Below are 24149 nucleotides of genomic sequence, written 5' to 3'. Positions count from 1 at the left end.
GCTTGAGCGGAGGCGATCCTAGAAATCGACCGCGATGCCCTTCAGCGTCCAGTCACCGTACCGCGTCGGATCCTCGCCCAGCGGATCGTCCTTGGACGGCTCGACCTTTTCCGGTTCGGGCACCGGCGGGCTCGGCGTGAGGTAAACGGGCGGCTTGACGTGCGGCGGGCGGGGCATGGCTGGGTCCAGGATTGAACGTGATGATCGACGATCCACATTGGTTCGATCGGCGATCGGTGCAATAGGCGATCGCATCGGAGGGTCCTTGGGCGGTTTTATCGCAGAGATTTTCGGCGGAATCATCCTGGACGGGGTCGTCTGGGGGACCGGCGCGCTCATTCTCAAGGTGATCAATCCGTCCGCAAAGGTCGACGACACGGGAGCAGTCGTCGTTGGCCTGCTCGCTTGGCTCCTCATCATCTTCGCGGTGATCGCTATCGGATATTGGCAATTTGGTTGACCATTCGCTTCCCCCCGGCGTCCCCGCCCGCCAGGCCGCGCTTCGCCTGCTCGATGCTGTGCTTCGCCGCGGCGAGACGATCGACCAGGCAGCACCGCGCGTGCTCTCCAGCCTGAAGGCGGAGAACGACCGCGCGCTTGCCCGCGCGATCGCGGCCGAAGTGCTGCGGCACCTGCTGGATCTAGACGCGCTGATCGATTCGGCGACGCAGCGGCCATTGCCGCATGACGCCAAGGCGCGCTTCGCGCTGCGCATCGCACTCGCCCAGTCGCTACGGCTCGGAACGCCGGGGCATGCGGCGATCTCGACCGTGCTGCCGCTGGTCGATGGCGGGCCGCGCAAATTGGTCCATGGCGTGTTCGGCACGCTCGACCGGCGCAAGGCGACCTTGCCCGAGCCCCCGACTCTACCCGACGCCGTCACCGCGCGCTGGCAAGCGGCCTGGGGCGACGACATGGTGCAGGCCGCGCGACGCGCTATCGCCGAGCCGCCACCCGTCGACCTGACCCTGGGCGGAGAGGAGGGGCCTGAGGGACTCGAGTTGATGCCCGGCCAGCGCCGCTTGCCGCGCGGCACCGCGATCCCCGATTTGCCCGGCTTCTCGGACGGCGATTGGTGGGTGCAGGATCTGTCTGCCGCGATCCCCGCGCGCCTGCTCGGCCCGGGGAAGGGGAGCGCGATCGACGCCTGCGCCGCGCCGGGCGGCAAGACGATGCAGCTCGCCGCCGCAGGCTGGGGCGTCACCGCGATCGACGCGTCGGAAAGTCGTCTGGCACGACTTCGCGATAATCTGGCGCGCACGCATCTGACGGCGGAGATAATCGCCGCCGACGTCGCTTTCTGGTCGCCGCCGGCGCCGGTCGACGCCGTGCTGCTCGATGCGCCGTGCAGCGCGACCGGCATTTTCCGCCGCCATCCCGACGTGCTCCACCGCGTCCACCCGGCGATCATCGAGGAAGCGGCGCATTTGCAGCGCCAGTTGCTGGTCCAGGCGGCAGGTTGGGTGAAAAAGGGCGGCACGCTGGTCTATGCGACTTGCTCGCTCGAGCGCGAGGAAGGCGAGGAGCAGGCCGAGACCTTCCTCGCCGCCAATCCCGATTTCACTATCGATCCGGTCCGCGCTGGCGAGCTTCCCGCTGGAATCGCGCCCAATCCGCGCGGCTGGGTACGCATTCTGCCAGGCGCGTTGGAAGAACAGGGCGGTTGTGACGGCTTCTTCATTGCCCGATTCGCGAGGGCTGGTTAGAGCAGGGCATGTCCCATCCCGTCCGCATTGCCCCGTCGATCCTGAGCGCCGATTTCGCCAAACTGGGCGAGGAAGTTCGCGCGATCGATGCCGCCGGCGCCGACTGGATCCATGTCGATGTAATGGACGGACATTTCGTCCCCAACATCACGATCGGCCCGCAAGTGGTGAAGGCGATCCGCCCGCACACCGCCAAGCCGCTCGACGTCCATCTGATGATCGCGCCGGTCGATCCCTATCTCGACCAGTTCGCTGAAGCCGGCGCCGACACCATCTCGATCCATGTCGAAGCGGGGCCGCATACGCACCGCAGCCTTCGCCATATCCGCAGCCTGGGTAAGCGTGCGGGGGTCGTTCTGACGCCGCAAACCCCGGCCAAGGCGCTCGATTATCTGATCGAGGAAGTCGATCTGGTGCTGGTGATGAGCGTCAATCCCGGCTTTGGCGGGCAGAGCTTCATTCCGTCGGCGCTGCGCAAGATCGAAGCGATCCGCAAGATGATCGACAAGCAGGGCCTGGATGTCGACCTCGAAGTCGATGGCGGGATCGATCGCGAGACCGCGCCTCAGGTGATCGCGGCGGGTGCCGATGCGTTGGTCGCGGGCACTGCCACTTTCCGCGGCGGGCCAAGCGCCTATGCCGCCAATATCGCGGCGTTGAGGGGCGGGTGACGGACGAGCGCGCGCCAGACGGCATCGACGAAGGCAAGCGGCTGATCCGCATCGGGAGCAGCGCCGGCCTGTCGCTCGCCGACCGGGTCGCCGAACGCTTCCGCAAGCTCGCCTGGCGCACCCCGCTCCACGCCCTTCGGCTGCGCGGCCGCCATCCGCTCAAACTGGTCGCGGTGCCCGAGGATCCGTTCGTCGGCGATCCGCGCCGTGGCAATGCGCTGCTCGACGGACGCATCGCGGTGCGTGGCGACAGCGTGGCGATCGCCGATCTCGATTTCGCCAAGCCCGATTGGTCGAAGCCGCTGGCGCAATACCTCCACAGCTTCGCCTGGCTACGCGACCTGTCGACCGTGGCGACGCGGCCGGTCGGCGTGCCGATCGCCGAGACGATCATGCGGCTGTGGCTGGAAGTTCATGCCGACAAGGTCAGCGAACCCGCCTGGACGCCCGAATTGTGGGGCCGGCGCATCCTCCACTGGACCGCGCATGCGCCGCTGATCCTGTCGTCGTCCGATCTGGTCTATCGCAGCAAGGTGCTCAACACGCTGGCTCGCGGCGCCCGCCACCTCGACCGCAGCGCCGACAAAGCGCCCGCTGGCGTCGCGCGGATCGCGGCCTGGTGCGGCGTGATCTGCGCCGGACTGCTGATCCCGGGCGGCGATCCGCGCCGCCAGATCGGCGAGGACGGGCTGGAAAAGGCGATCGAGAGCGCGGTGTACGAGGATGGCGGCGTGATCGCGCGCGCGCCGCTGGCGCAGGTCGACATCATCATGCTGCTGACCGCGTTGCGCGAGGCCTATACCGCACGGCGGCTGGCGCCGCCGGCGACCTTGTCCGCCGCGCTCGGCCGGATGGTTCCCGCGCTACAGGGCGTGTGTCACGGCGATCATGGTCTCTCGAGCTGGCAAGGCGGCGGCCCGATCCGCGGCGAGCGGATCGACGAGATCGTCGCGGCGACGGGGGTGCGCGCGCGGCCGCTGCGCCAGGCGCGCGACTGGGGCTATCAGCGGCTGGCGCAAGCCGAGGCGGTGGTGATCGTCGATGCCGCCCCGCCGCCGGTGTCGCGGCTGGCCGAAGGCGGCTGCGCCTCAACCCTGGCGCTGGAGATGTCCGATGGCGCCGAGCGGCTGATCGTCAATTGCGGCGGCGCGCGCGCGGCGATCGCACAGATTCCGGCGACGCTGTCCGAAGGGTTGCGCACCACCGCGGCGCATTCGACCCTGGTGGTCGGCGACAGCAATTCGACCGCGATCCATGCCGACGGCACCTTGGGCAAGGGCGTCGCCGAGGTCGAACTGGCACGGCAGGAAAGTAACGGCGCCAGCCGGCTGGAAGCGAGCCATGACGGTTATGCCCGGCGGTTCGGCTTCCTCCATCGCCGCCAATTGCTGCTGGCGGGCGACGGCCGCGAGCTGCGCGGCGACGACATGCTGTTACCGGCCGGACGCAAGCGCAAGGTCGGCACGATCCCGTTCGCGATCCGCTTCCATCTGGGGGCAGGGGTCGAAGCGGCACCGACCGCTGACGGCATGGCGGCATTATTGCGCTTGCCGTCGGGAAGATTGTGGCAATTCCGCTGCCGCGGCGGGTCGCTGACGATCGAGGAGAGTCTGTGGATCGACCCCGACGGGCGACCGGTTTCCACCCAGCAATTGGTGGTCAGCGGCGAAGCGGCGGCGGGCGGCGAGAATATCAGCTGGGCCTTGAAGCGCGCGACCTGATCGGCAATGGGGGCGGCGACTTCTTCCCAGCCCAGTACAGGAATTCGCCATGGCCACCGACATCGTCCCCATCCGGCGGGCGCTGCTGTCCGTTTCGGACAAGACCGGAATCGTCGACCTGGCGACGGGGCTCGCGGCCAAGGGCGTCGAACTCGTCTCGACCGGCGGCACCGCCAAGGCGCTGCGCGACGCCGGGCTGGACGTCCGCGACGTCTCCGACCTGACCGGTTTCCCCGAAATGATGGACGGGCGGGTCAAGACGCTCCACCCGATGGTCCATGGCGGCCTGCTCGCGGTGCGCGACGATCCCGAGCACGCCAAGGCGATGGAAGACCATGCGATCGGTGCGATCGATCTGGTCGTGGTCAACCTCTATCCGTTCGCGCAGACCGTCGCCAAGGGCGCCGCACGCGACGAGATCATCGAGAATGTCGATATCGGCGGCCCGTCGATGGTGCGATCGGCGGCGAAGAACCATGCCTTTGTCGCGATCGTCACCGATCCCGCCGATTATGCGCTTCTGGACAAGGGTGAGACGACCTTCGACGAGCGCAAGAAGCTCGCCGCCAAGGCGTTCGCCGCCACCGCGACCTATGATTCGATGATCGCGAGCTGGTTTGGATTCGCCGACCAGGGCCAGATGTTCCCCGAGACGCTGCCGCTCGTCCTCAACCAGCCGACCGTGTTGCGCTATGGCGAGAACCCGCACCAGCAGGCCGCCTTTTATCGCCATGCCGGGCCGTCGGCGCGCGGCATCGGCCAGGCGCGTCAGGTGCAGGGCAAGGAACTGAGCTACAACAATCTCAACGACGCCGACGCCGCGCTGCAGTTGGTCGCCGAATTCCGCGACGCCGAGCCGACCTGCGTGATCGTCAAGCACGCCAATCCCTGCGGCGTCGCGACTGCGGCGAGCCTCGAGACTGCTTATGCCGAGGCGTTCGCCTGCGACACGGTGTCGGCGTTCGGCGGGATCATCGCGGTCAACCGGCCGCTCGACGCGGCAACCGCGCGCCAGATCACCGGGATCTTCACCGAAGTGGTGGTCGCGCCCGATGCCGATGAGGAAGCGCTGGCGCTATTCGCGGCGAAGAAGAATCTGCGGCTGCTGCTGACCGGCGAACTGCCCGATCCGGCGCGCGCCGGGCTCGACGCCAAGTCGATCACCGGCGGCTGGCTGATCCAGAGCCGCGACAATGGCCGCGTCACTGCTGCCGATTTGAAGACCGTGACCAAGCGCCAGCCGAGCCCGCAGGAACTGGCCGACTGCCTGTTCGCCTGGACCGTCGCCAAGCACGTCAAGTCGAACGCGATCGTCTACGCCAAGGACGGCGCCACCGCCGGTGTCGGCGCGGGGCAGATGAACCGGCTGGAGTCGGCGCGCATCGCCGCCTGGAAAGCCAAGGACGCCGCCGACAAGGCCGGCTGGGCAACGCCGCGCACGATCGGCTCGGCGGTCGCATCGGACGCCTTCTTCCCGTTCGCCGATGGCTTGCTGGCGGCGGTCGAGGCGGGCGCCACCGCGGTGATCCAGCCGGGCGGCTCCATCCGAGACGATGAAGTCATCGCTGCCGCCGACGAGGCCGGACTGGCGATGGTGTTCACGGGCATGCGCCACTTCCGGCACTGATTCTTGATTCACGCAAAGGCGCTAAGGCGCAAAGAATTTTTCGCGCAGAGGCGCAGAGAGCGCGGGGATAAAAATGAGCCCCGCAAAGCGAGGCTCACGATCTTATTTACAGTGTTGGTCCGCTCCGCGGCCCAGTGCGAGAACACCTCTGCGCCTCTGCGCGAAAATCTACTCTCTTCTTTGCGCCTTCGCGCCTTCGCGTGAATCAAATTCACTCCGCCTGAAGCAGGAACCCCAACTCAGGATCCGCCAACCCGCTCGCCCGACGGGCCGCCCGTCGCGCGAAGGCCAAGGTGCAACGCTTGCGCCCAGGCGCCGTCAACGGATGGGTGGCCGCTTCGCGCAGGATCGCGGCGTCGTAGCGGTCGGCGATGATCACGCCCGAGCGTTCGGGGAGGAAAGCATCGCCGTGGAGCGGGCCATGGTCGAAGCCATCGGGCACTGCCCAGAAGAAGCGGTCGCAATGGTCGAGATAGTCGAACCATTTGCCGTCGCCGAGCAGATCGGCACGCGACACCTTGATCTCGACGATGACGATTTGCCCACGCGAATCGATCGCCATGATGTCGGCACGGCGTCCGCCATCGAGCGGGACTTCGGTCATCGCCGCGAGATCGTGGCGCGCGAGCATGCGAATGACGCCGCGCGCGACATCAGCCGCGCACAGCGCCTCGGTTCCATTGGGCGGACAACGGGGAGACGCGTCAAGCATCTCCCCGCTTTAGAACATCACCGGAACATCGGGAAGACCCGATGACGATTTTTACCGGAAGAAGACGTGGTTGCCGATGGTGGCGACGCGGGGTCGGCCCCAGCCGGGGGAAACACGACGCGCGTGGAAATAGAGCGCGCCCGGCGTCGGATTATCCCATTCCTTGTCCATCGCGACCTGCGCGATGGCCATCGCGGTGCGATATTGCGCGGCCGAGCGAATCGCCGGGATCGTGCCGCCACGGATGAACGAGAATTGCCCCGGCTGCTTGACCACACCGCAGATCGTGCGCGGGAATCGGCCCGAATTGGTGCGGTTGATGATGACGTTGGCGACCGCGAGCTGGCCCGACAGCGGCTCGCCCTTGGATTCGAAATAAACCGCGCCGGCAAGGCACGACAGCTCAGAATCGGCGTCGTCAGAGAAATCCTGGCCAGCGACCGCAGCGGCCAGGCTGGCGAATTGCAGCCCCGGCGCGGGCGCCGGCGCCGCCGAACGGACCTCGTCGGAGGAGGTCGGCGCACTGTCACCCGGATCGATCGATGGAACCGGCTTGGGGACTGATGGGTTGATGGCGGTAGTGGCAGCCGTGGTGGCCATTGCCGGGATCAGCGTAGCGTCGCGATCCGCTCCCAGGGCCTTGCTCGAGACGGTGAGGCCGCCGAGCGTGGTTAGTGCAAGGAACGTCGCCGCGAGGTTCGCGGCGCGAGAGGAAAACAGCATTTAGACTTGCTAAAGTGCGGTTGGGGCGCGGACTCGATCGCAAGGAAAAGGATCGCCCGGACCACCACCCGACTGCGTAACCGTTAGGGATCGCACCCCGTCGCGGCACAACGCGGATAATTGGTGAATAATCCCTTGAATTGTGCAGCGCAGCAAGTCAATCGCCGACCAGGGTTTCAGCGGCGAACCGTTCCGCCTGCGGGATATCCAGTTCCACTACCCAGAGATCGGGATCGTTTCGGCGCCGTTTCGCCCAATAGTCGGTCAGCGCCTGCGCATCGCCCTCGGGGCCGACCGCGATCAACTCGACATCGCCGCTCGGACCGATCCCACGTTCCCACAGCCGGGCATTCTGGCCGCGATCCTGCGCCACCACGAGTACGGCACCGGCGGTCGCGTCGCCCTTGGCCAGGACGGTGGCGAAACCGCCCGCCTGGTTCGCGCGGCGGACCAGCGCATTGACCAGCGCGCCGGTCGCCAGCCGTGCGCTCACGCCGAACGGTAACCGGGCAAGCCGGCCAGCGCGATCGACGAGCGCATGAACGTGCCGGTGCCGCGCGCGACTTCTTCGCCCTGCTCGTCGATCAGCCGCGCTTCGCCGACGAAAACGCGGCGCTGGCCGCTGACCCATTTGCCCTCGGCGATCACCGGTCCGGCCTTTAACGGCCGGGTGAACAGCAGGTTGAACGCGGTGGTCAGCAGGAAACGATCGGAGACCAGGCTGTTGCAGGCATAGAAAGCGGCGTCGTCGAGCATCTTGAAATAGCTCGTGCCGTGCACCGCGCCGCCGGCATGATAATAGCGCTCGTCGATCTCGAAATGGATCCGCGCAATGCCGCTTTCGGGGATTTCCAGCCGCGATTTGAACAATTGGTTGATCGGCGCCGCTGCGTAGAGCGATTCGAGCGCGCGGAAATGCGCTTGGGCACCCGAATCCGCGCCGCCCGATTCAGGCGGCATCCCTGGCCTCGTCCTGGGTCAGCAGGAAATAGAGCGCGTCCTTCGACCCGGCGCCGCGCAATTTGGCGACGAACGCGGCGTCGCGCAGCAACCGCGATACCCGCGCCAGCGCCTTGAGGTGCGCGGCGCCGGCATCTAGCGGCGAAAACAACGCGAACACCAGATCGACCGGCAGATCGTCGACCGCGGCGAAATCGATCGGCCGCGCGAGCTCGACGAACACGCCATGGATCGCCTCGATCCCCTCGATCCGCGCGTGCGGGATGGCGATGCCGCCGCCGAATCCGGTCGAACCGAGTTTCTCGCGCTGGGCGAGTCCCTCGGCCGCGGCCTTGGCGTCGATGCCATAGGCCGTCGCGGCGAGCGCGCCGAGCTGTTGGAACAGCGTCTTCTTGCTCGCCGCCGCCAGCCCCTCGGCAACCGCTTCGGGCCGGACCAGGTCCGACAGGTCGATCATATCGCGCTCTCTTCCGGCTTCTGGCGTTAGCTGGCGCGCTGCGGCTCTACCCAGCCGATCGTGCCGTCGCCGCGGCGATAGACCATGTTGTACGACCCCGTCCCGCTATTCTTGAACATCAGCGCCTGGGTGTTGCGCAGATCGAGCATCATCACCGCGTCGGATACCGATGCCTCGGGCACGTCGACCCGGGTTTCGGCGATGATCAGCGGCGAATCACCGGCTTCGTCCTCGTCGGTCGAATCCTGGAACAGGGTATAGCCGGCATTGGCGGCGGGTTCGGCCTCGCCGTTGACGATCGTCCCGGCCGCCTTGCGATCCTTCAGCCGGCGCATGTAGCGGCGCAGTTGCTTCTCGATCTTGTCGGCCGATCCATCGAACGCGCCGTGCGCATCGTTGCCGTCATTGCTGGCCTTGAGCACCAGACCATGCATGACGTGCGCGACGACATCGCATTTGAATCGATTGTCGTGCGGGCCTTTCCCGAAAGTCACCTGAGCAGAGATGGCGCGCGAGAAATATTTGTCCGCAATACCCTGGAGGCGATCCTGGACATGGCCCTTCAGCGCTTCGCCCGTTTCAACCTGATGTCCCGAGACACGGATATCCATTTTCTCTTCTCCATTCTTGGCGACGGTGGCGCATTCGCCTTGTCCCTCGCAACGCGCGTCAACCGGACGCCTCGGCCCCCCATAAAGGGTTTTTGAGCGTCGCCACGAACCCGGCGTGGCGCGCCAGTTCGTCCGCGCTCGGCTCGAATACGCGCATCGGCCGTGGTTGGGCGGTGCGCGGATCGATGTCGATCACGGAGATTTCGATTGTTTCCTCGACTTCGCTGACCAGGGTCAGGCCGATCTGGCGGCCGCCGGTCAGCTCGATATAGACTTGCGACAGCAATTGCGCGTCGAGCAATGCGCCGTGGAGCACGCGGTGGCTGCGGTCGATGCCGTAGCGCGTGCAAAGCGCGTCGAGCGAATGTTTGGCGCCGGGGTGGCGCTGGCGCGCCATCGCCACGGTGTCGATCATGCGGTCGAGCGAGATGATCTCGCGGCCGATCTTGCCGAGCTCGCCGTTCAAGAAGCCGAAATCGAAGCTGGCATTGTGCGCGACCAGCCGCGAATCGCCGAGGAACTCGAGCAGCTCGTCGACCTTTTCGTGGAAGCGCGGCTTGTCGGACAGGAAGACGTCGGACAGCCCGTGGACGCGGAACGCCTCGACCGGCATCGGGCGTTCGGGATTGAAATACAGGTGGAAACTGCGTCCGGTCTCGACACGATTGATCATCTCGATACAGCCGATCTCGACCATACGGTCGCCCCCGCTGAAGGAGAGGCCGGTGGTTTCGGTGTCGAAGACGATTTCGCGCATTTGTCCTTTTATCGGTCTTGGCTGGCACGGACGCAAGCTATCACCCTACGCACGGCGGCACGGGTTTGATCCATCGGGCAATCGGTCGCGATAACATGGTCCGCGCGCCCTCTTTTTTCGGCATCGGGGGTCTGGCGAGCGAGAATTTCGGCGAGTCGTTCGCGAGTCATGCCGGGTCGCGCCAGGACGCGCGCCTGCTGGGTTGCGGCGTCGGCGGACACCACCACGACGACATCGACATTGCGGTCGCCGCCGGTCTCGAACAGCAAGGGAATGTCGAACACGACCATGTCGTCGTCGCCATGCTGTGCCAGAAACGCGGCGCGCTCCTCACCGACCGCCGGATGGACGATCGCCTCGAGCCGCTCGATTGCCGCATCGTCGCCGAACACGCGGGCGCCGAGTTCGGCGCGATCGACGCCATCGGGACCGGTCGTGCCGGGGAAAGCCGCCTCGATCGCCGGCAGCAGCCGGCCGCCCGGTCCCTGAAGCCGGCGCACCGTCGCATCGGCATCGAAGATCGCAATCCCTTCATCGGCGAACATCTGCGCCACCGCCGATTTGCCCATCCCGATCGAGCCGGTAAGGCCGATTGTCTTCATGACGTCAGCAGCGCTCTCAGCTCGTCGTCGCGATCGCGCGGGGGTTCGGCGCCGAACAGCAGTTCGAAGGCCAAAGCGGCCTGGCCGATCAGCATGTCGAGCCCGTCGACCGTATCGAGGTCGCGCGCCCGCGCTGCCTTGAGCAGCCCGGTTTCGAGCGGCGCGTAAACCACGTCATAGACCACCGCATCGTCGGGCAATGGCGCCAGATCGAGGTCGAGCGGCGGTTGCCCCGCCATGCCGAGCGAGGTGGCGTTGACCAGCAAGGCGGCCGGCGGCAGCGGCGCGTCGAGCTTGAGCGCATCGCCCTTGAGCCCGAAGCTGGCGAGCAACGCGGCGCCTTTGAGCGGATTGCGGTTGAGCAACGTGACTCGCCCCACCCCCACGCGAGACAGCGCGAACAAGATCGCACGCGCCGCGCCGCCCGCCCCAACCACCACGATCGGCTGGCCGGCGAGATCCAGCCCCGAAATCGGCGCATAGAATCCGGCGGCGTCGGTATTGGTCCCGACCAAAGCGCCCTCCGAGCGGAACGCCAGATTGATCGCGCCGATCGACTCCTTCACCCCGCCGCGATCCTCGACAAAGGCGAGCGCAGTCTCCTTGTGCGGAATGGTGATGTTGCAGCCGAGCCAGTCGGGGTCGGTGGTGCGCGCGGCGAAATAGTCGGCCAGCCCCTCGGGCGTGACGCGGGTGGCGCGATAGTCGCCGTCGAGGCCGAGCGCCTTCAGCCAGAAGCCGTGGATCAGCGGCGATTTGGAATGGCTGATCGGGTCGCCGATCACTTCGGCGTATTTCATGACGTCATTTCCCCCCGCGTGCGCAGATAATCGAGCACCGGAAGCAACGGCATACCGAGCACGGTGAAATGGCTGCCCTCGATCCGGCCGAACAATTGCACGCCGGGACCTTCGATGCGGAAACAGCCGACACAGCCCGCGATCGCCGGCCATTCGAGGTCGAGGTAGGCCTGGATGAAGGCTTCCGACAGCGGACGGACGAACAGCCGCGCGCGGTCGACGTGACGCCAGACCGGCCGGCCCTGCTCGGCGATCACCGCCGCGCTCCATAAGGCATGCTCGCCATTGGACATGGCGCGGAGGTGATCGCCGGCCTGGTCGCGAGTCATCGGCTTGTCGAGCAGCCTGCCGTCGGCGAGCGCGACGATCGAATCGCTGCCCAGCACTAAGGCCGAGGGATACGCCTGCGATACTTTCAATGCCTTGAGCTGGGCCAGCGCGTCAGCGATGTCGCGGGCCGGCTGGCCGACCATTGCCGCCTTGACGCCATCCTCATCGACCCGCGCAGGTTCGGCGATATAGGTCACGCCGGCGGCATCGAGCATCGCCCGCCGGGAAGCGCTTTGTGAAGCAAGGATCAGCGTCATTCGTCACCAGCCTGGTCGTTGATCAAGGCGACAATTGCCGCCGCGGTCTCCTCGATCGAGCGCCGCGTGACGTCGATCACCGGCCAGCCATTATCGGCGAACATCCGCCGGGCGAAGGCGACTTCTCGGGTCACGGCTTCCTGATCGACATAAGCGGTTTCCGGGGATTGGTTGAGCGAGAGCAGACGATTGCGCCGCACCTGGATCAGGCGATCGGCGCTCGTCGTCAGTCCAACGACAATCGGATGCTGGAGCTCGAACAATTTTGCGGGCGGCGGGCTTTCCGGGACGATCGGGATATTGGCCGTCTTGTAGCCGCGATTGGCGAGATAGATCGAGGTCGGCGTCTTCGAGGTGCGCGACACGCCGGCAAGGACGATATCGGCCTCTTCCCAATTCTCCCAGCCGATGCCGTCATCATGCGCGATGGTGAACTGGATCGCATCGACGCGCGCGAAATAAGCGGCGTCGAGCACGTGCTGGCGGCCGGGGCGCGCCTTGGCCTGTTGGCCGAGCAAATTGGACAAAGCGTCGTTGACCGGATCGAGCGGCGCCACCGCTGGCAAGCCCAATGCGCGGCACCGCGTCTCCAGCGCCCGCCGCATCTCGCCCGACACCAAGGTGAACAGCACCAGCCCAGGATTGTGCGCGATCTCCTGCAGGATGCGCTCGAGATGCGCCTCGCTTCGGACCATCGGCCAGAAATGACGGATCGTCTCGACATCGTCATATTGCGCCAGCGCGGCCTTGGCGATGTTCTCCAGCGTCTCGCCGGTGGAATCGGACAGGAGGTGCAAATGGAGCCGCATTTTTCAGCGTGCCGGAAAGCCTGTGGGCAACATCGGGAAAACCGCTAGCGCAAGTCATCCTCTCGGCCAAGCGATGGTCGGCGGTGGATAAAGCCGTCGGTCATCCACAACGTCATCGACAGGGGACGTTTCCCCGCACAGGCTGTGGATTGCGGGGACGAAAGAATGGAATCGGCGCGGTTGCGTGAGTCCGCTGCCGTCAAGCTGTTGGCATTTACGGGACGAACGCATAAGCCCCGGCATCCACGCGCCAACAACTACAACAACCTTCTATCAATATATCTATATGACTCTTGGGACCGCCCCGATTCCGGAAAAACTCCTACTCGCGACGTTGCTCGGCGAGCGCCACGACGTGCCTCCGGTCTGGCTGATGCGCCAGGCGGGACGCTATCTTCCCGAGTATCGCGACCTGCGCGCTCAAAAGGGCGGCTTCCTCGACCTTGCCACCGACAGCGAGACGGCATGCGAGATCACCCTGCAGCCGGTCCGCCGCTTCGGGATGGACGGCGCGATCCTGTTCTCCGACATATTGATAGTCCCCTGGGCGCTGGGACAGCGTCTGTGGTTCGAAACCGGCGAAGGCCCACGCCTGGCCCCCAAGCTGGTCGACACTGCGCTTAGCGAGCTTGTGGCAGTACCCGAGCGGCTCGAGCCGGTGTACGAGACGGTGCGACGCGTGGTCGCCTTATTGTCCGCCGAAACTACCATGCTGGGTTTTGCCGGCAGCCCGTGGACGGTCGCGACTTATATGGTTGAGGGCCAGGGCAGCCGCGATCAGGGCTCAACCCGGCGCCTCGCCTATCGCGATCCCCCAGCGTTCCAGGCGATCATCGATGCGATCGAGGCGATGACGATCGACTATCTGTCGAAACAGATCGAGGCGGGCGCCGAGGCGGTGCAATTGTTCGACAGCTGGGCGGGCAGCCTGGCGCCGAGCGAATTCGAACGCTGGGTGATCGCGCCGACTGCGCGCATCACTGCGGCGCTGGCCGAACGCCATCCGACGACGCCGGTGATCGGTTTTCCCAAGGGCGCCGGCGCCAAGCTTGCCGCTTATGCGCGCGAGACTAAAATCAGCGCTGTCGGGCTGGACGAAACTGTCGATCCCGTCTGGGCGAACAGCGCACTTCCCGAAGGCCTGCCCGTCCAGGGCAATCTCGATCCGCTCGCGCTGATCACCGGCGGTGACGCCATGACATCGGCCGCGCGGCGCATCCTTGCGGCCTTCGCCGATCGCCCGCATATCTTCAACCTGGGTCACGGCATCCTGCCCGATGCGCCGATCGCGCATGTCGAGCAGCTCCTAAATTTCGTAAGGAACGGATGATGGAATTCCTCGCCTCGATCTATCTGTGGCTCAAGGCGGCGCACGTCATTTTCGTGATCTTCTGGATGGCGGGGCTGTTCATGCTGCCGCGCTATCTGGTCCATCACCAGGAGGCGCTCGGCACGCCCGAGGCGGCGAAATGGGTCGAGCGCGAAACCAAATTGCGCAAGATCATCATGACCCCGTCGATGATCCTGGTCTGGGTGTTCGGCCTGACCATCGCCACGGTCGGCCAGCATTGGAGCGAAGGCTGGCTTCACGCCAAGCTGCTGCTGGTGATCGTGATGAGCGGTTATCACGGCTGGATGACGGCTTATGCCAGGAAGCTCGCCGGCGGCAAAGCGACGCTGACGTCGAAGCAGCTTCGCCTGATCAACGAACTTCCCGCGCTGTTTGTCGCGCTGATCGTCATCCTGGTGGTGGTGAAACCGTTCTGATCGCCTTGACTTGAGGGAATCGCGCCCATAGATCGTGGAGACGAGCGGTGCCCTTCGGGACGCTCGCTCTCCTCCTTCCTCCAGCATCGTCGCGGTCCTCGCCGACAGAAGCTCGAAAAATCTCCCCCAAGTCACCCGGAATACACCCGAAATGCATCTTAAAGACCTCAAGAAGAAACCCCCCGCCGAGCTCGTCGCGATGGCCGAAGAGCTGGGGGTCGAGAGCGCGTCGACTCTGCGCAAGCAGGATCTGCTGTTCGCGATCCTCAAGGAACAGGCCGAAAATGGCGAGCTGATCATGGGCCTGGGCACGATCGAAGTGCTGCCCGACGGTTTCGGCTTCCTGCGCAGCCCGGAGGCGAATTACCTCGCCGGCCCCGACGACATCTACATCTCGCCCAACCAGGTCCGTAAGTTCGGCCTGCGCACCGGCGACACGGTCGAAGGCGAGATCCGTGCGCCCAAGGACGGCGAGCGCTATTTCGCGCTGACGCGGCTGACCAGCGTCAATTTCGACGATCCCGACGCGGTCCGCCACCGCGTCAATTTCGACAACCTCACGCCGCTCTATCCCGAGCAGAAGCTGACGCTCGACCAGCTCGACCCGACGATCAAGGACAAGTCGGCGCGGGTGATCGACATCGTCAGCCCGCAGGGCAAGGGTCAGCGCACCTTGATCGTCGCCCCGCCCCGCGTCGGCAAGACGGTGATGCTGCAGAACATCGCCAAGGCGATCACCGACAACCATCCCGAAGTCTTCCTGATCGTTCTCCTCATCGACGAGCGCCCGGAAGAAGTCACCGATATGCAGCGCAGCGTGAAGGGCGAGGTCGTCAGCTCGACCTTCGACGAACCTGCGCAGCGCCACGTCCAGGTCGCCGAAATGGTGATCGAAAAGGCCAAGCGCCTGGTCGAGCACAAGAAGGACGTCGTGATCCTGCTCGACTCGATCACCCGCCTCGGCCGCGCCTACAACACTGTCGTCCCATCGTCGGGCAAGGTGCTGACCGGCGGTGTCGACGCCAACGCGCTACAGCGCCCGAAGCGCTTCTTCGGTGCTGCGCGCAATATCGAGGAAGGCGGCTCGCTGTCGATCATCGCCACCGCGCTGATCGATACCGGCAGCCGCATGGACGAAGTCATCTTCGAAGAATTCAAGGGCACCGGTAACTCGGAAATCGTCCTCGACCGCAAGGTCGCCGACAAGCGCATCTTCCCGGCGATGGATGTCGGCAAGTCCGGTACCCGCAAGGAAGAGCTGCTGGTCGAGAAGAGCAAGCTGTCGAAGATGTGGGTGCTGCGCCGCATCCTCATGCAGATGGGCACCACCGACGCGATGGAATTCCTGCTCGACAAGATGAAGGATTCGAAGACCAACGAAGACTTCTTCGACAGTATGAACCAGTAGCCGAGAACGGCTTGAGCCAGCACCGCTGGCTCAGGACTCGTTCCGGCTCGGCCGGCGGAGCGCAGCTCCGACCGACGGCGCGGATTTACTCCGCGCCGCCCGCCCCCATTGTCGACGAACCAAACGACCCGTCGCCCCGGCGGAGGCCGGGGCCTCAAGCGGTGTTGGACCGTCGCCAGCGGCCCCGGCCTCCGCCGGGGCGACGGCTTCGATGCGATGGCACATCCGACAAGCGTGTCGGCGCGGCTAACCCCGCGCCGTTTTCATTTGCACCCCTCCCCCTCGCTGCTAACGCCTCCCCATGCCGGTCATCGATATCTCCGACGTCTTCACCGCCGCGGGCCTCGCCGCATTGGGCCAGGTCATCATGATCGACCTGATGCTGGCCGGCGACAACGTCGTCGTCCTGGGCACACTCGCCGCAGGCCTGCCCGAAAAGGACCGCAAGCGTGTCCTGTCGATCGGCGTCGGCGTCGCATTGCTCTGCCTGGTGGCATTCGCATTCGTCGCGACGCAATTGCTCCACGTCGTCGGCCTGCTGTTCGCCGGCGGCGTGTTGCTGTTGTGGGTGGCGTGGAAGCTGTTCCGCGAGCTGCAGCACGCACGGCGCCACGACAAGGCGGTTGCCGCCGATGCCGCTACGCCGGCCCGCGCACCCAAGAGCTTCGCCAAGGCGGCGTTCCAGGTCGCGCTCGCCGATCTGTCGATGAGCCTCGATAACGTGCTCGCCGTGGCCGGCGCGGCGCGCGATCATCCCACCGTATTGCTGTTCGGGCTGGCGCTGTCGGTCACGCTGATGGCGATCGCGGCCAATTACATCGCGCGGCTGATCGAGCGCTATCACTGGATCGCGTATCTGGGGTTGGTCGTGATCCTCTACGTCGCGGGATCGATGATCCACGAAGGGATCGTCGATCCGTCGATCGGGCTTGGACGGTTGTTCGGCTGGATTTGATTAGCCCGGGAACATCCGTCACGTTAGCGGGCTTGTAGAGACCGCCGATGACCATCGCCGACTTCTTCTCCGCCGAATCGCTTGCCGTGCTGGGCGAGGTCGTGGTGATCGATCTGGCGCTGGCGGGGGACAATGCCGTTGTGGTCGGTGCGCTTGCCGCTGGCTTGCCCCACGACAAGCAACGCAAGGTCATCCTGTTCGGGACGCTGGCGGCGTTGGTGCTGCGTATCCTGTTCGCGCTAGTCGCGACCTATCTTCTTAATTTCGTTGGTATTTTGACCGCTGGCGGGTTGCTGCTGCTGTGGGTGGCGTGGAAGATGTGGCGAGAGTTGCGCCATCATGCCGGCCACGACGAAATACATGCAGGGCGCACCAAGACCTTTGGCGGCGCGGTCATCGCCGTTGCGCTCGCCGATGTCAGCATGAGTCTGGACAATGTCCTCGGCGTCGCCGGCGCGGCACGCGACCACCCGGCGATCCTGATCTTCGGCCTGGTCTTCTCGGTCGCTCTGATGGGACTAGCCGCCAATTATATCGCGCGCGTGATCGACCGCTATCGCTGGGTCGCCTATGTCGGGCTGGCAGTGATATTGTGGGTGGCGTGCTCGATGATCTACGACGGCCTGACCGACCGGCGGATCGGCGTGCTGCCGGCGCTGGGCGTCGACATCAGGTTACCGTAACATGCTGTTATATAAGATAAATCAGTCCAAATTATCGGCGAAGAACGCCATCGTGCGGTCGTCCGCCTGATTGGCAGCCTCTTCTCTCCGGCGGTTGCCGAACTCGGTCGCGAAGCCGTGGTCGACTCCGGGATAGTCGTGCAGCGTGACTTTGGGGTGGTCGTCCAGCCCCTCGTGCATCGCCTTCTGCACCTCGGGGCTGACGAAGCCGTCGGCGCCGGCGATATGGAGCATCAGCGGCCGCGCGATGGCGTGCTTCTCGCGCAACAGGCCGTCCACGCCGACCGCGTAATAGCCGACGGTCGCGTCGATATCGGTGCGCGCGGCGGTCATATAGGCGAGCCGCCCGCCCAGGCAGTAACCGACCGCGCCGACCTTGCCGCCGCCAACGCGGTCGCGCGCGGCATGGATCGCCGCCTCGATGTCGCGGATACCCTGATCCTGATTGAACTTGCCCATATGCTCGAGCGCGGCCTTGAACTGATCGGGGATGTCGGGATCGAGCTCGATACCTGGCTCGAGCCGCCAGAACAGATCGGGCGCGATCGCAAGATAGCCTGCCTCGGCGAGCTGGTCGCATTTGCGGCGGATGCCGGCATTCACCCCGAAAATCTCCTGGATGACGATGATCGCCGCGCTCGCGCTGCCCCCGGCAGGCTCAGCAACATAAGCATCGAAGCTGGCATCTTTTTCGAGCGTCTCGATCTTGATCGTCGCGGTCATGGCTCTCTCCGAATGGGGCGTTGCGATTGATGGTCCGTCGCGCGCATACAGGTCGTTCAAACAGGTAGCAGCGCGGCCGGCGCGCTCAAGCGGAGTTTCGGCGATGAAGATCAATGTCGAGGTGGATTGCACCCCCGAAGAGGCGCGCCGCGCGATCGGCCTGCCCGATCTGACGCCGATCCATGACAAATATGTCCAGGCGCTGATGGGCGCGATGGACGGTAATATGGTCAAGCCCGAACTGCTCGAGACGATGATGAAGAGCTGGATGCCGATGGGCGATGCCGGGATGCAATTCTGGCGCAAGATGTTCGAGGGCGGCAAGAGCGAGTAATCGCCGTTTGGCGTGACATTGCCATGAGCACGATCTTTGCCCCTTCGTCCGGTCTGCCGCCGGCGGCGATCGCGGTCATCCGTATCAGCGGCCCACAGGCTCTTGCGGCGTCGCGGGCGCTAGCTGGCGATTTGCCTGTTCCACGTGAAGCACGGCTGCGGACCTTGCGCGACCCGGCGAGCGGCGATCATCTCGACAGCGCGCTGGTGCTGGTCTTCCCCTCCCCCAACACCGCGACGGGCGAGGATCTGGTCGAACTGCACGTCCATGGCGGTCGCGCGGTAGTTGCCGCGGTCGAGGCGGCTCTGGCCCGACAGCCGGGATTGCGGCGGGCCGAGCCAGGCGAGTTCACCCGGCGGGCGCTGACCAATGGCCGCATCGATCTTGCCGAAGCGGAAGGCCTTGGCGACCTGTTATCGGCGGAGACCGAATTGCAGCGGCGCGCGGCGCTGGCGATGGCTGACGGCACGCTGTCGCGGCAGATCGCCCATTGGCGCGCCGCGCTGCTTGGACTGGCGGCACGGCTCGAAGCGTCGCTCGATTTTTCGGACGAGGCCGACGTCGACCCGGTGTTGCTCGATAGCATTCGAAGCGGCGCCCGGACGGTGGCGTCCGCGATCGAAGCGGCGCTTAGCGCTCCTGCGGTGGATCGCCTGCGCGACGGCATCCGCGTCGTACTGGCGGGCCCGCCCAATAGCGGCAAGTCGACCTTGCTCAATGCATTGGCCAGGCGCGAGGCGGCGATCGTCTCGCCGATCGCGGGGACGACGCGCGACCGGATCGAGGTGCCGGTCTCGCGAGCCGGCATCCCCTTCGTCTTGACCGATACAGCCGGGCTGCGGGATTCGACGGGCGACGTGATCGAGGCGATCGGAATCGATCGTGCTGGGCAGGCGATCGCCGGGGCCGATCTGGTGCTGTGGTTGGGTGACGAGAACCCGCCCGAGGACCGGATGCTATGGCTCCATGCCCGCGCCGATGTGGCCGGCCGCGAGGATATGCCCGTTGGTGCGGCACTCGCGGTGTCGGCGGAGACGGGCGCCGGAGTCGAGCAGATATGGGAACTGCTGGTGAGTCGCTCGGCGGCGCTGATCCCCGGCGCGACCGATATGGCACTCAATCAACGTCAGCGGTCTCATTGCCAGGAGGCGCTTGAGGCACTTGGTGACATCGGTGCATCGGACGAGCTCGTCGTTGCCGACGCATTGCGGCGGGCCAACGTGGCGCTGGCGCGAATCACCGGCGATGTCGGCATCGAAGCGATGTTGGATGCCTTGTTCTCTAGGTTCTGCATCGGAAAGTGAGTGTTCCACGTGGAACATCCCTGCTAATCGCGCCGCCATGAACAGCTTCGATGTCATCGTGATCGGCGGCGGCCATGCCGGTGTCGAAGCCGCCGCGGCGGCCGCGCGACGCGGCGCGTCGGTCGCGTTGGTCACGTTCGACGCGCGCAATATCGGGACGATGTCGTGCAACCCGAGCATTGGTGGGCTCGGCAAAGGGCATCTGGTTCGCGAGGTCGATGCCTGCGACGGGATTATCGCGCGCGCCGCCGATGCCGGGGCGATTCATTATCGCATGCTCAACCGCTCCAAGGGTGCCGCGGTGCGAGGTCCGCGAGTCCAGGCCGATCGGCGCCGGTTCGGTGCAGCGGTGCGGGAACTGCTCGCGCGGCATGAAGGCGTCCAGATAGTTGCGAACGAAGCGACGGCATTGGTGATCGACGGCGGCCGGGTGGCCGGCGTCGAGATGGCCGATGGCGAGCGCCTCGCCGCACCTGCTGTGGTGCTGGCAACCGGGACATTCCTGGGCGCCCGCATGTTCCGCGGCGACGAGCGCGATGCGGGCGGGCGCCTGGGCGAACGCGCGGCGACGGTGATGGCTACGCAGTTGCGCGATCTCGGGTTGCCGATGATGCGGCTCAAGACCGGCACCCCGCCGCGCCTCGATGGCCGCACGATCGACTGGGCGCGGACCGAAGTGCAGCCGTCCGAGGTGGATCGCTGGACGATGTCGGCGCTGTCGAAGAGCCGCCCCCTCCCCCAATTGTGGTGCGCGATCACCCGGACCACGGAGGCGACGCACGCGATTATTCGTGGGGGCCTCGATCGCTCCCCGCTCTTTTCAGGCGATATCGAAGGTGTCGGCCCGCGTTACTGCCCATCGATCGAGGACAAGGTCCACCGCTTTGGCGATCGCGATGGGCACCAGATCTTCCTTGAACCAGAGGGGCTGGATGACGCCACGGTATATCCCAATGGCATTTCCACCTCCCTGCCCGCCGATGTGCAGCAGGCCTTGATCGCCTCCATTCCTGGGCTTGAACGCACCCGGATCACCGCGTTCGGCTATGCGGTCGAATATGATCATATCGATCCGCGAGCGCTCGACCACCGTTTGGCGGTCGCGGCGCTGCCCGGCCTGTTCTGCGCCGGGCAGATCAACGGCACGACGGGATATGAGGAAGCCGCGGCGCAGGGCCTGGTCGCTGGCGCCAATGCCGCAGCCGTCGCGCTCGGCATCGCCGATTTCGTACCTGACCGCGCGCAATCCTATCTCGGCGTGATGATCGACGATCTGGTCCTGCAAGGCGTTACAGAGCCCTATCGCATGCTCACCGCACGCGCCGAGTTCCGGCTGCGGCTCCGCGCCGACAATGCGGAGACGCGATTGAGTGCGGTCGCCGAGGCGGCTGGTCTGCTCGGCGAGGAGCGGCTGCACCATGTCCGCGGGCGGGAGGCGGAACGAGCTGCCGTCGATGCGCATCTGGCTGAGCCGCTCACCGCGAGCGCGCTGGCGGCGCTTGGCGCGCAAGTCGCGCAGGACGGTGCGCGGCGTTCCGCCGGTGAGTGGCTGCGTTTTCCCGGCGTCGAGCTGGCGCACGTCTCCCCCGCCCTTGCCGCATCGCCTACCCCCGTCGTCGATGAGGCGATCGAGGACGCGCGCTACGCTCCCTATGTCGAGCGGCAAGAGGCCGAAGTATCCGAGCTGCGCGCAAGCGAGCGCATCGCGCTGCGATCGGATCTCGACTTCGCGGCGATTCCCGGCCTGTCCAACGAAATGGTCGAACGGTTGACGGCGGCACGCCCGGCGACCCTTGCAGCCGCAGGACGCATCCGTGGCATCACGCCGGCGGCGCTCACCGCAATCCTGCTCCACGCGACGCGGGCCGCAGCGTGACCGAGGATGAGGCGCAAGACTGGGCGGCGGCGCGGTTCGACGCCGAGGCGATCGGGCGGCTTGAGCATCTGGCGGCAATCGTCACGGTCGAGAGTGACCAGCAGAATCTGATCGCGCGCTCGACCCTGGCGACGATCTGGTCGCGGCATATCGTCGATTCGCTGCAGCTCGCGCCGCTGGCGCCCGACAAGGGTGATTGGCTCGATATCGGAACGGGCGCGGGATTTCCCGGGCTCGCGCTGGCAGCGGTGCAGCCCGAACGCCGCTTCATCCTGGTCGAGCCGCGCCGGTTGCGCGCCGATTTCCTGCGCGAAACCGCTGCGACGCTTGCCCTTCCCCAAGTCGAGGTGATTACCGGCAAGGTCGAGAATGTTCGCCAACCCGTCGCGGTCATTTCTGCGCGGGCAGTCGCGCAGGTGGCACAGATAATCGCGTCGGCGGCGCAATGCGCCAGCAATGAGACACTTTGGCTGCTACCAAAGGGCCGAGCGGCGCGCGAAGAGGTGGCGCGCGCCAAGCAAAGATGGCATGGAATGTTCCACGTGGAACAGAGCATCACCGATCCAGACTCGAGCATCGTGATCGCGCGCGGAGTACGGGCGCGATGACCGTCATTGCCGTGGCCAACCAGAAGGGCGGCGTGGGCAAGACCACGACGGCGATCAATCTGGGCACCGCGCTGGCGGCGACCGACAAGCGAGTGCTGATCATCGACCTGGACCCGCAAGGCAATGCCTCGACGGGGCTCGGTATCCATCGCGCCGATCGCAAGAAATCGAGCTACGACATTCTGATTGGCGACTGCTCAGTGGTCGACGCGGTGGTCGGGACGGTGGTGCCCGGGCTCGACATCGTCCCCGCGACGGTCGATCTGTCGGGCGCCGAAATCGAGTTGGTCGATTATGAGGAACGCACGCACCGGCTCGACCATGCGCTTGAAGTCGCGAGCGATCGCTGGGATGTTGTACTGATCGACTGCCCGCCCTCGCTCGGCTTGCTGACGATCAACGCGATGGTCGCGGCCGATTCTTTGCTCGTGCCGCTGCAATGCGAATTCTTCGCGCTGGAAGGCCTGAGCCAGTTGCTGTCGACGGTCGAGCGCATCCGCTCGCGATTCAATCCCGGCCTGGCGATCCTGGGGGTCGCGCTCACCATGTACGATCGCCGCAACCGGCTGACCGACCAGGTGTCGGCGGATGTCCGCGCGGTGCTGGGCAAGGTGGTGTTCGACACGGTGATCCCGCGCAACGTGCGGCTATCCGAAGCGCCTAGCCATGGGCTACCAGCCTTGATCTACGATTATCGCTGTTCGGGGTCCGAAGCCTATATGGCGCTGGCGCGTGAGTTGATTGGGCGCCTGCCCCCCGCTGCCCCGGCGATCGCCGCATGACCACAGAAGCTCCCCGCAAGCCGCGCCCCAGCCTTGGCCGCGGCCTCAACGCTCTGCTCGGCGACATCGCGCCCGAAGCGGTGCCGACGGTGGGTGGCGGCGAAACACCCGCGGGTATTCGCATGCTGCCGGTTGGCGCACTGACGCCACAGCCGGGCCAGCCGCGCCGCGTGTTCGACGAAGCCTCACTCGAGGAGCTGGCGCAATCGATCGCCGCGCGCGGCGTGCTCCAGCCGATCCTGGTCCGCCCGCACGGCCGCAATTATCAGATCGTCGCTGGCGAGCGCCGCTGGCGCGCGGCGCAACGTGCCCGGCTGCACGAAGTCCCCGTGATCGTCCGCGAGCTCGACGATGCCGATACATTCGAAATCGCGCTGCTCGAGAATATCCAGCGCCGCGATCTCAACGCAGTCGAAGAGGCCGATGCGTATAAGCGGCTGATCAACGAGTTCGGCCATACACAGGAAGCGTTGGCCAAGCTGGTCCACAAGTCGCGCAGTCATATCGCTAACCTATTGAGATTGCTTGATCTTCCGGAATCTGTCCTGTCGCTGTTGACCGACGGCAAGATCGACATGGGGCATGCGCGCGCCTTGATCGGCGCCCCGGATGTGGAAAGCCTCGCAGCCGAGGTAGTGGCTCGCGGCCTGTCGGTGCGCGAGACCGAGCGGCTGGCCAAGGCAGCGAAGGACGACGGGACATCGGGCGGCCATGGCGGTGGCAGTGGTGGTGGCCATGGCGGACGCAATGCCGATATCGCCGCGCTCGAACGCCAATTGACCGACGTGATCGGGCTGGGCGTGAAGATCACCTATGGGGCGAAGGGCGGGACGCTGACCGTGTCCTATTCGACGCTCGACCAGCTCGACATGGTGTGCCAGCGGCTAACCGGCGAACCGCTTTAATTGTTCACGCGAAGGCGCAGAGAAAGCGGAGATTTTGGAGAGCCTCGCTGCGCGAGCGAGG

The 24149-nt window shown here is 65.7% G+C and carries 29 protein-coding genes; 16 read left to right on the top strand and 13 right to left on the bottom strand.

Going from position 1 to position 24149, the window contains the following annotated elements; all coding sequences use genetic code 11:
- Window positions 1-18: 18 nt before the first annotated feature.
- A complete protein-coding gene (locus AC1DRD_RS11310; protein ID WP_478041448.1) occupies window positions 19-177 on the bottom strand; it encodes a DUF1674 domain-containing protein in 159 nt (52 codons plus the stop codon).
- A gap of 88 nt (window positions 178-265) precedes the next feature.
- Here AC1DRD_RS11310 and AC1DRD_RS11305 point away from each other — a divergent pair, with 88 nt between their 5' ends.
- The 5 genes from AC1DRD_RS11305 to purH are packed head-to-tail and all read left to right on the top strand — an operon-like array spanning window position 266 to window position 5725.
- Window positions 266-460, top strand: coding sequence for a hypothetical protein (locus AC1DRD_RS11305; protein ID WP_478041447.1), 195 nt, complete (start codon window positions 266-268; stop codon window positions 458-460).
- Window positions 453-1706, top strand: a complete 1254-nt coding sequence (locus AC1DRD_RS11300; protein ID WP_478041446.1) for an RsmB/NOP family class I SAM-dependent RNA methyltransferase — start codon at window positions 453-455, stop codon at window positions 1704-1706. The genes AC1DRD_RS11305 and AC1DRD_RS11300 overlap by 8 nt, the downstream gene beginning before the upstream one ends.
- 8 nt (window positions 1707-1714) lie before the next feature.
- A complete protein-coding gene (gene rpe, locus AC1DRD_RS11295; protein ID WP_478041445.1) occupies window positions 1715-2377 on the top strand; it encodes a ribulose-phosphate 3-epimerase in 663 nt (220 codons plus the stop codon).
- Window positions 2374-4098 (top strand): heparinase II/III family protein, encoded by a 1725-nt coding sequence (locus tag AC1DRD_RS11290; RefSeq protein WP_478041444.1) that lies wholly within the window; start codon window positions 2374-2376, stop codon window positions 4096-4098. Before rpe ends, AC1DRD_RS11290 begins: the two co-directional genes overlap by 4 nt.
- A 49-nt stretch (window positions 4099-4147) precedes the next feature.
- Window positions 4148-5725: a bifunctional phosphoribosylaminoimidazolecarboxamide formyltransferase/IMP cyclohydrolase gene (gene purH / locus AC1DRD_RS11285; RefSeq protein ID WP_478041443.1), complete on the top strand. Its 1578-nt coding sequence runs from the start codon at window positions 4148-4150 to the stop codon at window positions 5723-5725.
- Between the two features lie 211 nt (window positions 5726-5936).
- Here purH and AC1DRD_RS11280 read toward each other — a convergent pair whose 3' ends face one another.
- The 11 genes from AC1DRD_RS11280 to AC1DRD_RS11230 all read right to left on the bottom strand — a co-directional run bounded on the left by AC1DRD_RS11280 (window position 5937) and on the right by AC1DRD_RS11230 (window position 12743).
- Complete coding sequence (locus tag AC1DRD_RS11280; RefSeq protein ID WP_478041442.1) at window positions 5937-6437, bottom strand: MmcB family DNA repair protein; 501 nt, start codon at window positions 6435-6437, stop codon at window positions 5937-5939.
- A gap of 51 nt (window positions 6438-6488) precedes the next feature.
- Complete coding sequence (locus AC1DRD_RS11275; RefSeq protein WP_478041441.1) at window positions 6489-7160, bottom strand: cell wall hydrolase; 672 nt, start codon at window positions 7158-7160, stop codon at window positions 6489-6491.
- 157 nt (window positions 7161-7317) lie between these two features.
- On the bottom strand, window positions 7318-7653 hold the full coding sequence (locus AC1DRD_RS11270; protein WP_478041440.1) for a DUF1491 family protein: 336 nt from the start codon (window positions 7651-7653) through the stop codon (window positions 7318-7320).
- Window positions 7650-8120 (bottom strand): PaaI family thioesterase, encoded by a 471-nt coding sequence (locus AC1DRD_RS11265; RefSeq protein WP_478041439.1) that lies wholly within the window; start codon window positions 8118-8120, stop codon window positions 7650-7652. The genes AC1DRD_RS11270 and AC1DRD_RS11265 overlap by 4 nt, the downstream gene beginning before the upstream one ends.
- The gene (locus AC1DRD_RS11260; protein WP_478041438.1) at window positions 8110-8577 is read right to left on the bottom strand and encodes a PTS sugar transporter subunit IIA; all 468 of its coding nucleotides are present in this window, start codon (window positions 8575-8577) and stop codon (window positions 8110-8112) included. Before AC1DRD_RS11260 ends, AC1DRD_RS11265 begins: the two co-directional genes overlap by 11 nt.
- Window positions 8578-8603: 26 nt before the next feature.
- A complete protein-coding gene (gene hpf / locus AC1DRD_RS11255) occupies window positions 8604-9188 on the bottom strand; it encodes a ribosome hibernation-promoting factor, HPF/YfiA family (protein ID WP_478031272.1) in 585 nt (194 codons plus the stop codon).
- A gap of 58 nt (window positions 9189-9246) precedes the next feature.
- On the bottom strand, window positions 9247-9945 hold the full coding sequence (dnaQ, locus tag AC1DRD_RS11250; RefSeq protein ID WP_478041437.1) for a DNA polymerase III subunit epsilon: 699 nt from the start codon (window positions 9943-9945) through the stop codon (window positions 9247-9249).
- Between the two features lie 8 nt (window positions 9946-9953).
- Window positions 9954-10547, bottom strand: a complete 594-nt coding sequence (gene coaE, locus AC1DRD_RS11245; protein WP_478041436.1) for a dephospho-CoA kinase — start codon at window positions 10545-10547, stop codon at window positions 9954-9956.
- A complete protein-coding gene (locus tag AC1DRD_RS11240; RefSeq protein WP_478041435.1) occupies window positions 10544-11347 on the bottom strand; it encodes a shikimate dehydrogenase family protein in 804 nt (267 codons plus the stop codon). Before AC1DRD_RS11240 ends, coaE begins: the two co-directional genes overlap by 4 nt.
- A complete protein-coding gene (locus AC1DRD_RS11235; RefSeq protein ID WP_478041434.1) occupies window positions 11344-11934 on the bottom strand; it encodes a Maf family protein in 591 nt (196 codons plus the stop codon). The genes AC1DRD_RS11240 and AC1DRD_RS11235 overlap by 4 nt, the downstream gene beginning before the upstream one ends.
- Complete coding sequence (locus AC1DRD_RS11230) at window positions 11931-12743, bottom strand: pyruvate, water dikinase regulatory protein (RefSeq protein ID WP_066812336.1); 813 nt, start codon at window positions 12741-12743, stop codon at window positions 11931-11933. The genes AC1DRD_RS11235 and AC1DRD_RS11230 overlap by 4 nt, the downstream gene beginning before the upstream one ends.
- 286 nt (window positions 12744-13029) lie before the next feature.
- On the opposite strand from AC1DRD_RS11230, the gene hemE reads away from it, so the two are divergent.
- From hemE to AC1DRD_RS11205, 5 genes are all read left to right on the top strand, one after another.
- Window positions 13030-14073 (top strand): uroporphyrinogen decarboxylase, encoded by a 1044-nt coding sequence (gene hemE / locus AC1DRD_RS11225; protein ID WP_478041433.1) that lies wholly within the window; start codon window positions 13030-13032, stop codon window positions 14071-14073.
- A complete protein-coding gene (locus tag AC1DRD_RS11220; protein WP_478041432.1) occupies window positions 14073-14510 on the top strand; it encodes a CopD family protein in 438 nt (145 codons plus the stop codon). Before hemE ends, AC1DRD_RS11220 begins: the two co-directional genes overlap by 1 nt.
- Window positions 14511-14661: 151 nt before the next feature.
- Window positions 14662-15918: a transcription termination factor Rho gene (gene rho / locus AC1DRD_RS11215; RefSeq protein WP_066805204.1), complete on the top strand. Its 1257-nt coding sequence runs from the start codon at window positions 14662-14664 to the stop codon at window positions 15916-15918.
- A 301-nt stretch (window positions 15919-16219) separates the two neighbouring features.
- A complete protein-coding gene (locus tag AC1DRD_RS11210; protein WP_478041431.1) occupies window positions 16220-16873 on the top strand; it encodes a YjbE family putative metal transport protein in 654 nt (217 codons plus the stop codon).
- Between the two features lie 47 nt (window positions 16874-16920).
- Window positions 16921-17556, top strand: a complete 636-nt coding sequence (locus AC1DRD_RS11205) for a TerC family protein (RefSeq protein WP_478041430.1) — start codon at window positions 16921-16923, stop codon at window positions 17554-17556.
- Window positions 17557-17577: 21 nt separating this feature from the next.
- On the opposite strand, the gene AC1DRD_RS11200 is transcribed toward AC1DRD_RS11205, so the two are convergent.
- The gene (locus tag AC1DRD_RS11200; protein ID WP_478041429.1) at window positions 17578-18279 is read right to left on the bottom strand and encodes a dienelactone hydrolase family protein; all 702 of its coding nucleotides are present in this window, start codon (window positions 18277-18279) and stop codon (window positions 17578-17580) included.
- 103 nt (window positions 18280-18382) lie between these two features.
- Between AC1DRD_RS11200 and AC1DRD_RS11195 the strand changes: the two genes are divergently transcribed.
- The 6 genes from AC1DRD_RS11195 to AC1DRD_RS11170 are packed head-to-tail and all read left to right on the top strand — an operon-like array spanning window position 18383 to window position 24088.
- A complete protein-coding gene (locus AC1DRD_RS11195) occupies window positions 18383-18613 on the top strand; it encodes a DUF6489 family protein (RefSeq protein WP_066824160.1) in 231 nt (76 codons plus the stop codon).
- Between the two features lie 23 nt (window positions 18614-18636).
- Entirely contained in the window at window positions 18637-19917 is a 1281-nt protein-coding gene (mnmE, locus tag AC1DRD_RS11190) for a tRNA uridine-5-carboxymethylaminomethyl(34) synthesis GTPase MnmE (protein ID WP_478041428.1), read from the top strand.
- A 37-nt stretch (window positions 19918-19954) separates the two neighbouring features.
- Complete coding sequence (gene mnmG / locus AC1DRD_RS11185) at window positions 19955-21793, top strand: tRNA uridine-5-carboxymethylaminomethyl(34) synthesis enzyme MnmG (RefSeq protein WP_478041427.1); 1839 nt, start codon at window positions 19955-19957, stop codon at window positions 21791-21793.
- Complete coding sequence (rsmG, locus tag AC1DRD_RS11180) at window positions 21790-22401, top strand: 16S rRNA (guanine(527)-N(7))-methyltransferase RsmG (RefSeq protein WP_478041426.1); 612 nt, start codon at window positions 21790-21792, stop codon at window positions 22399-22401. Before mnmG ends, rsmG begins: the two co-directional genes overlap by 4 nt.
- Entirely contained in the window at window positions 22398-23183 is a 786-nt protein-coding gene (locus tag AC1DRD_RS11175) for a ParA family protein (RefSeq protein WP_478031295.1), read from the top strand. The genes rsmG and AC1DRD_RS11175 overlap by 4 nt, the downstream gene beginning before the upstream one ends.
- Window positions 23180-24088 carry a ParB/RepB/Spo0J family partition protein gene (locus AC1DRD_RS11170; RefSeq protein WP_478041425.1) on the top strand — a complete coding sequence of 303 codons (909 nt, stop codon included), beginning with the start codon at window positions 23180-23182 and terminating at the stop codon, window positions 24086-24088. The genes AC1DRD_RS11175 and AC1DRD_RS11170 overlap by 4 nt, the downstream gene beginning before the upstream one ends.
- Window positions 24089-24149 lie beyond the last annotated feature (61 nt).

The organism is Sphingomonas sp. P4_G2, assembly GCF_056401155.1.
Note: the sequence above shows the minus strand (reverse complement) of the source record. Positions and strands in the feature narration are given on the sequence as shown.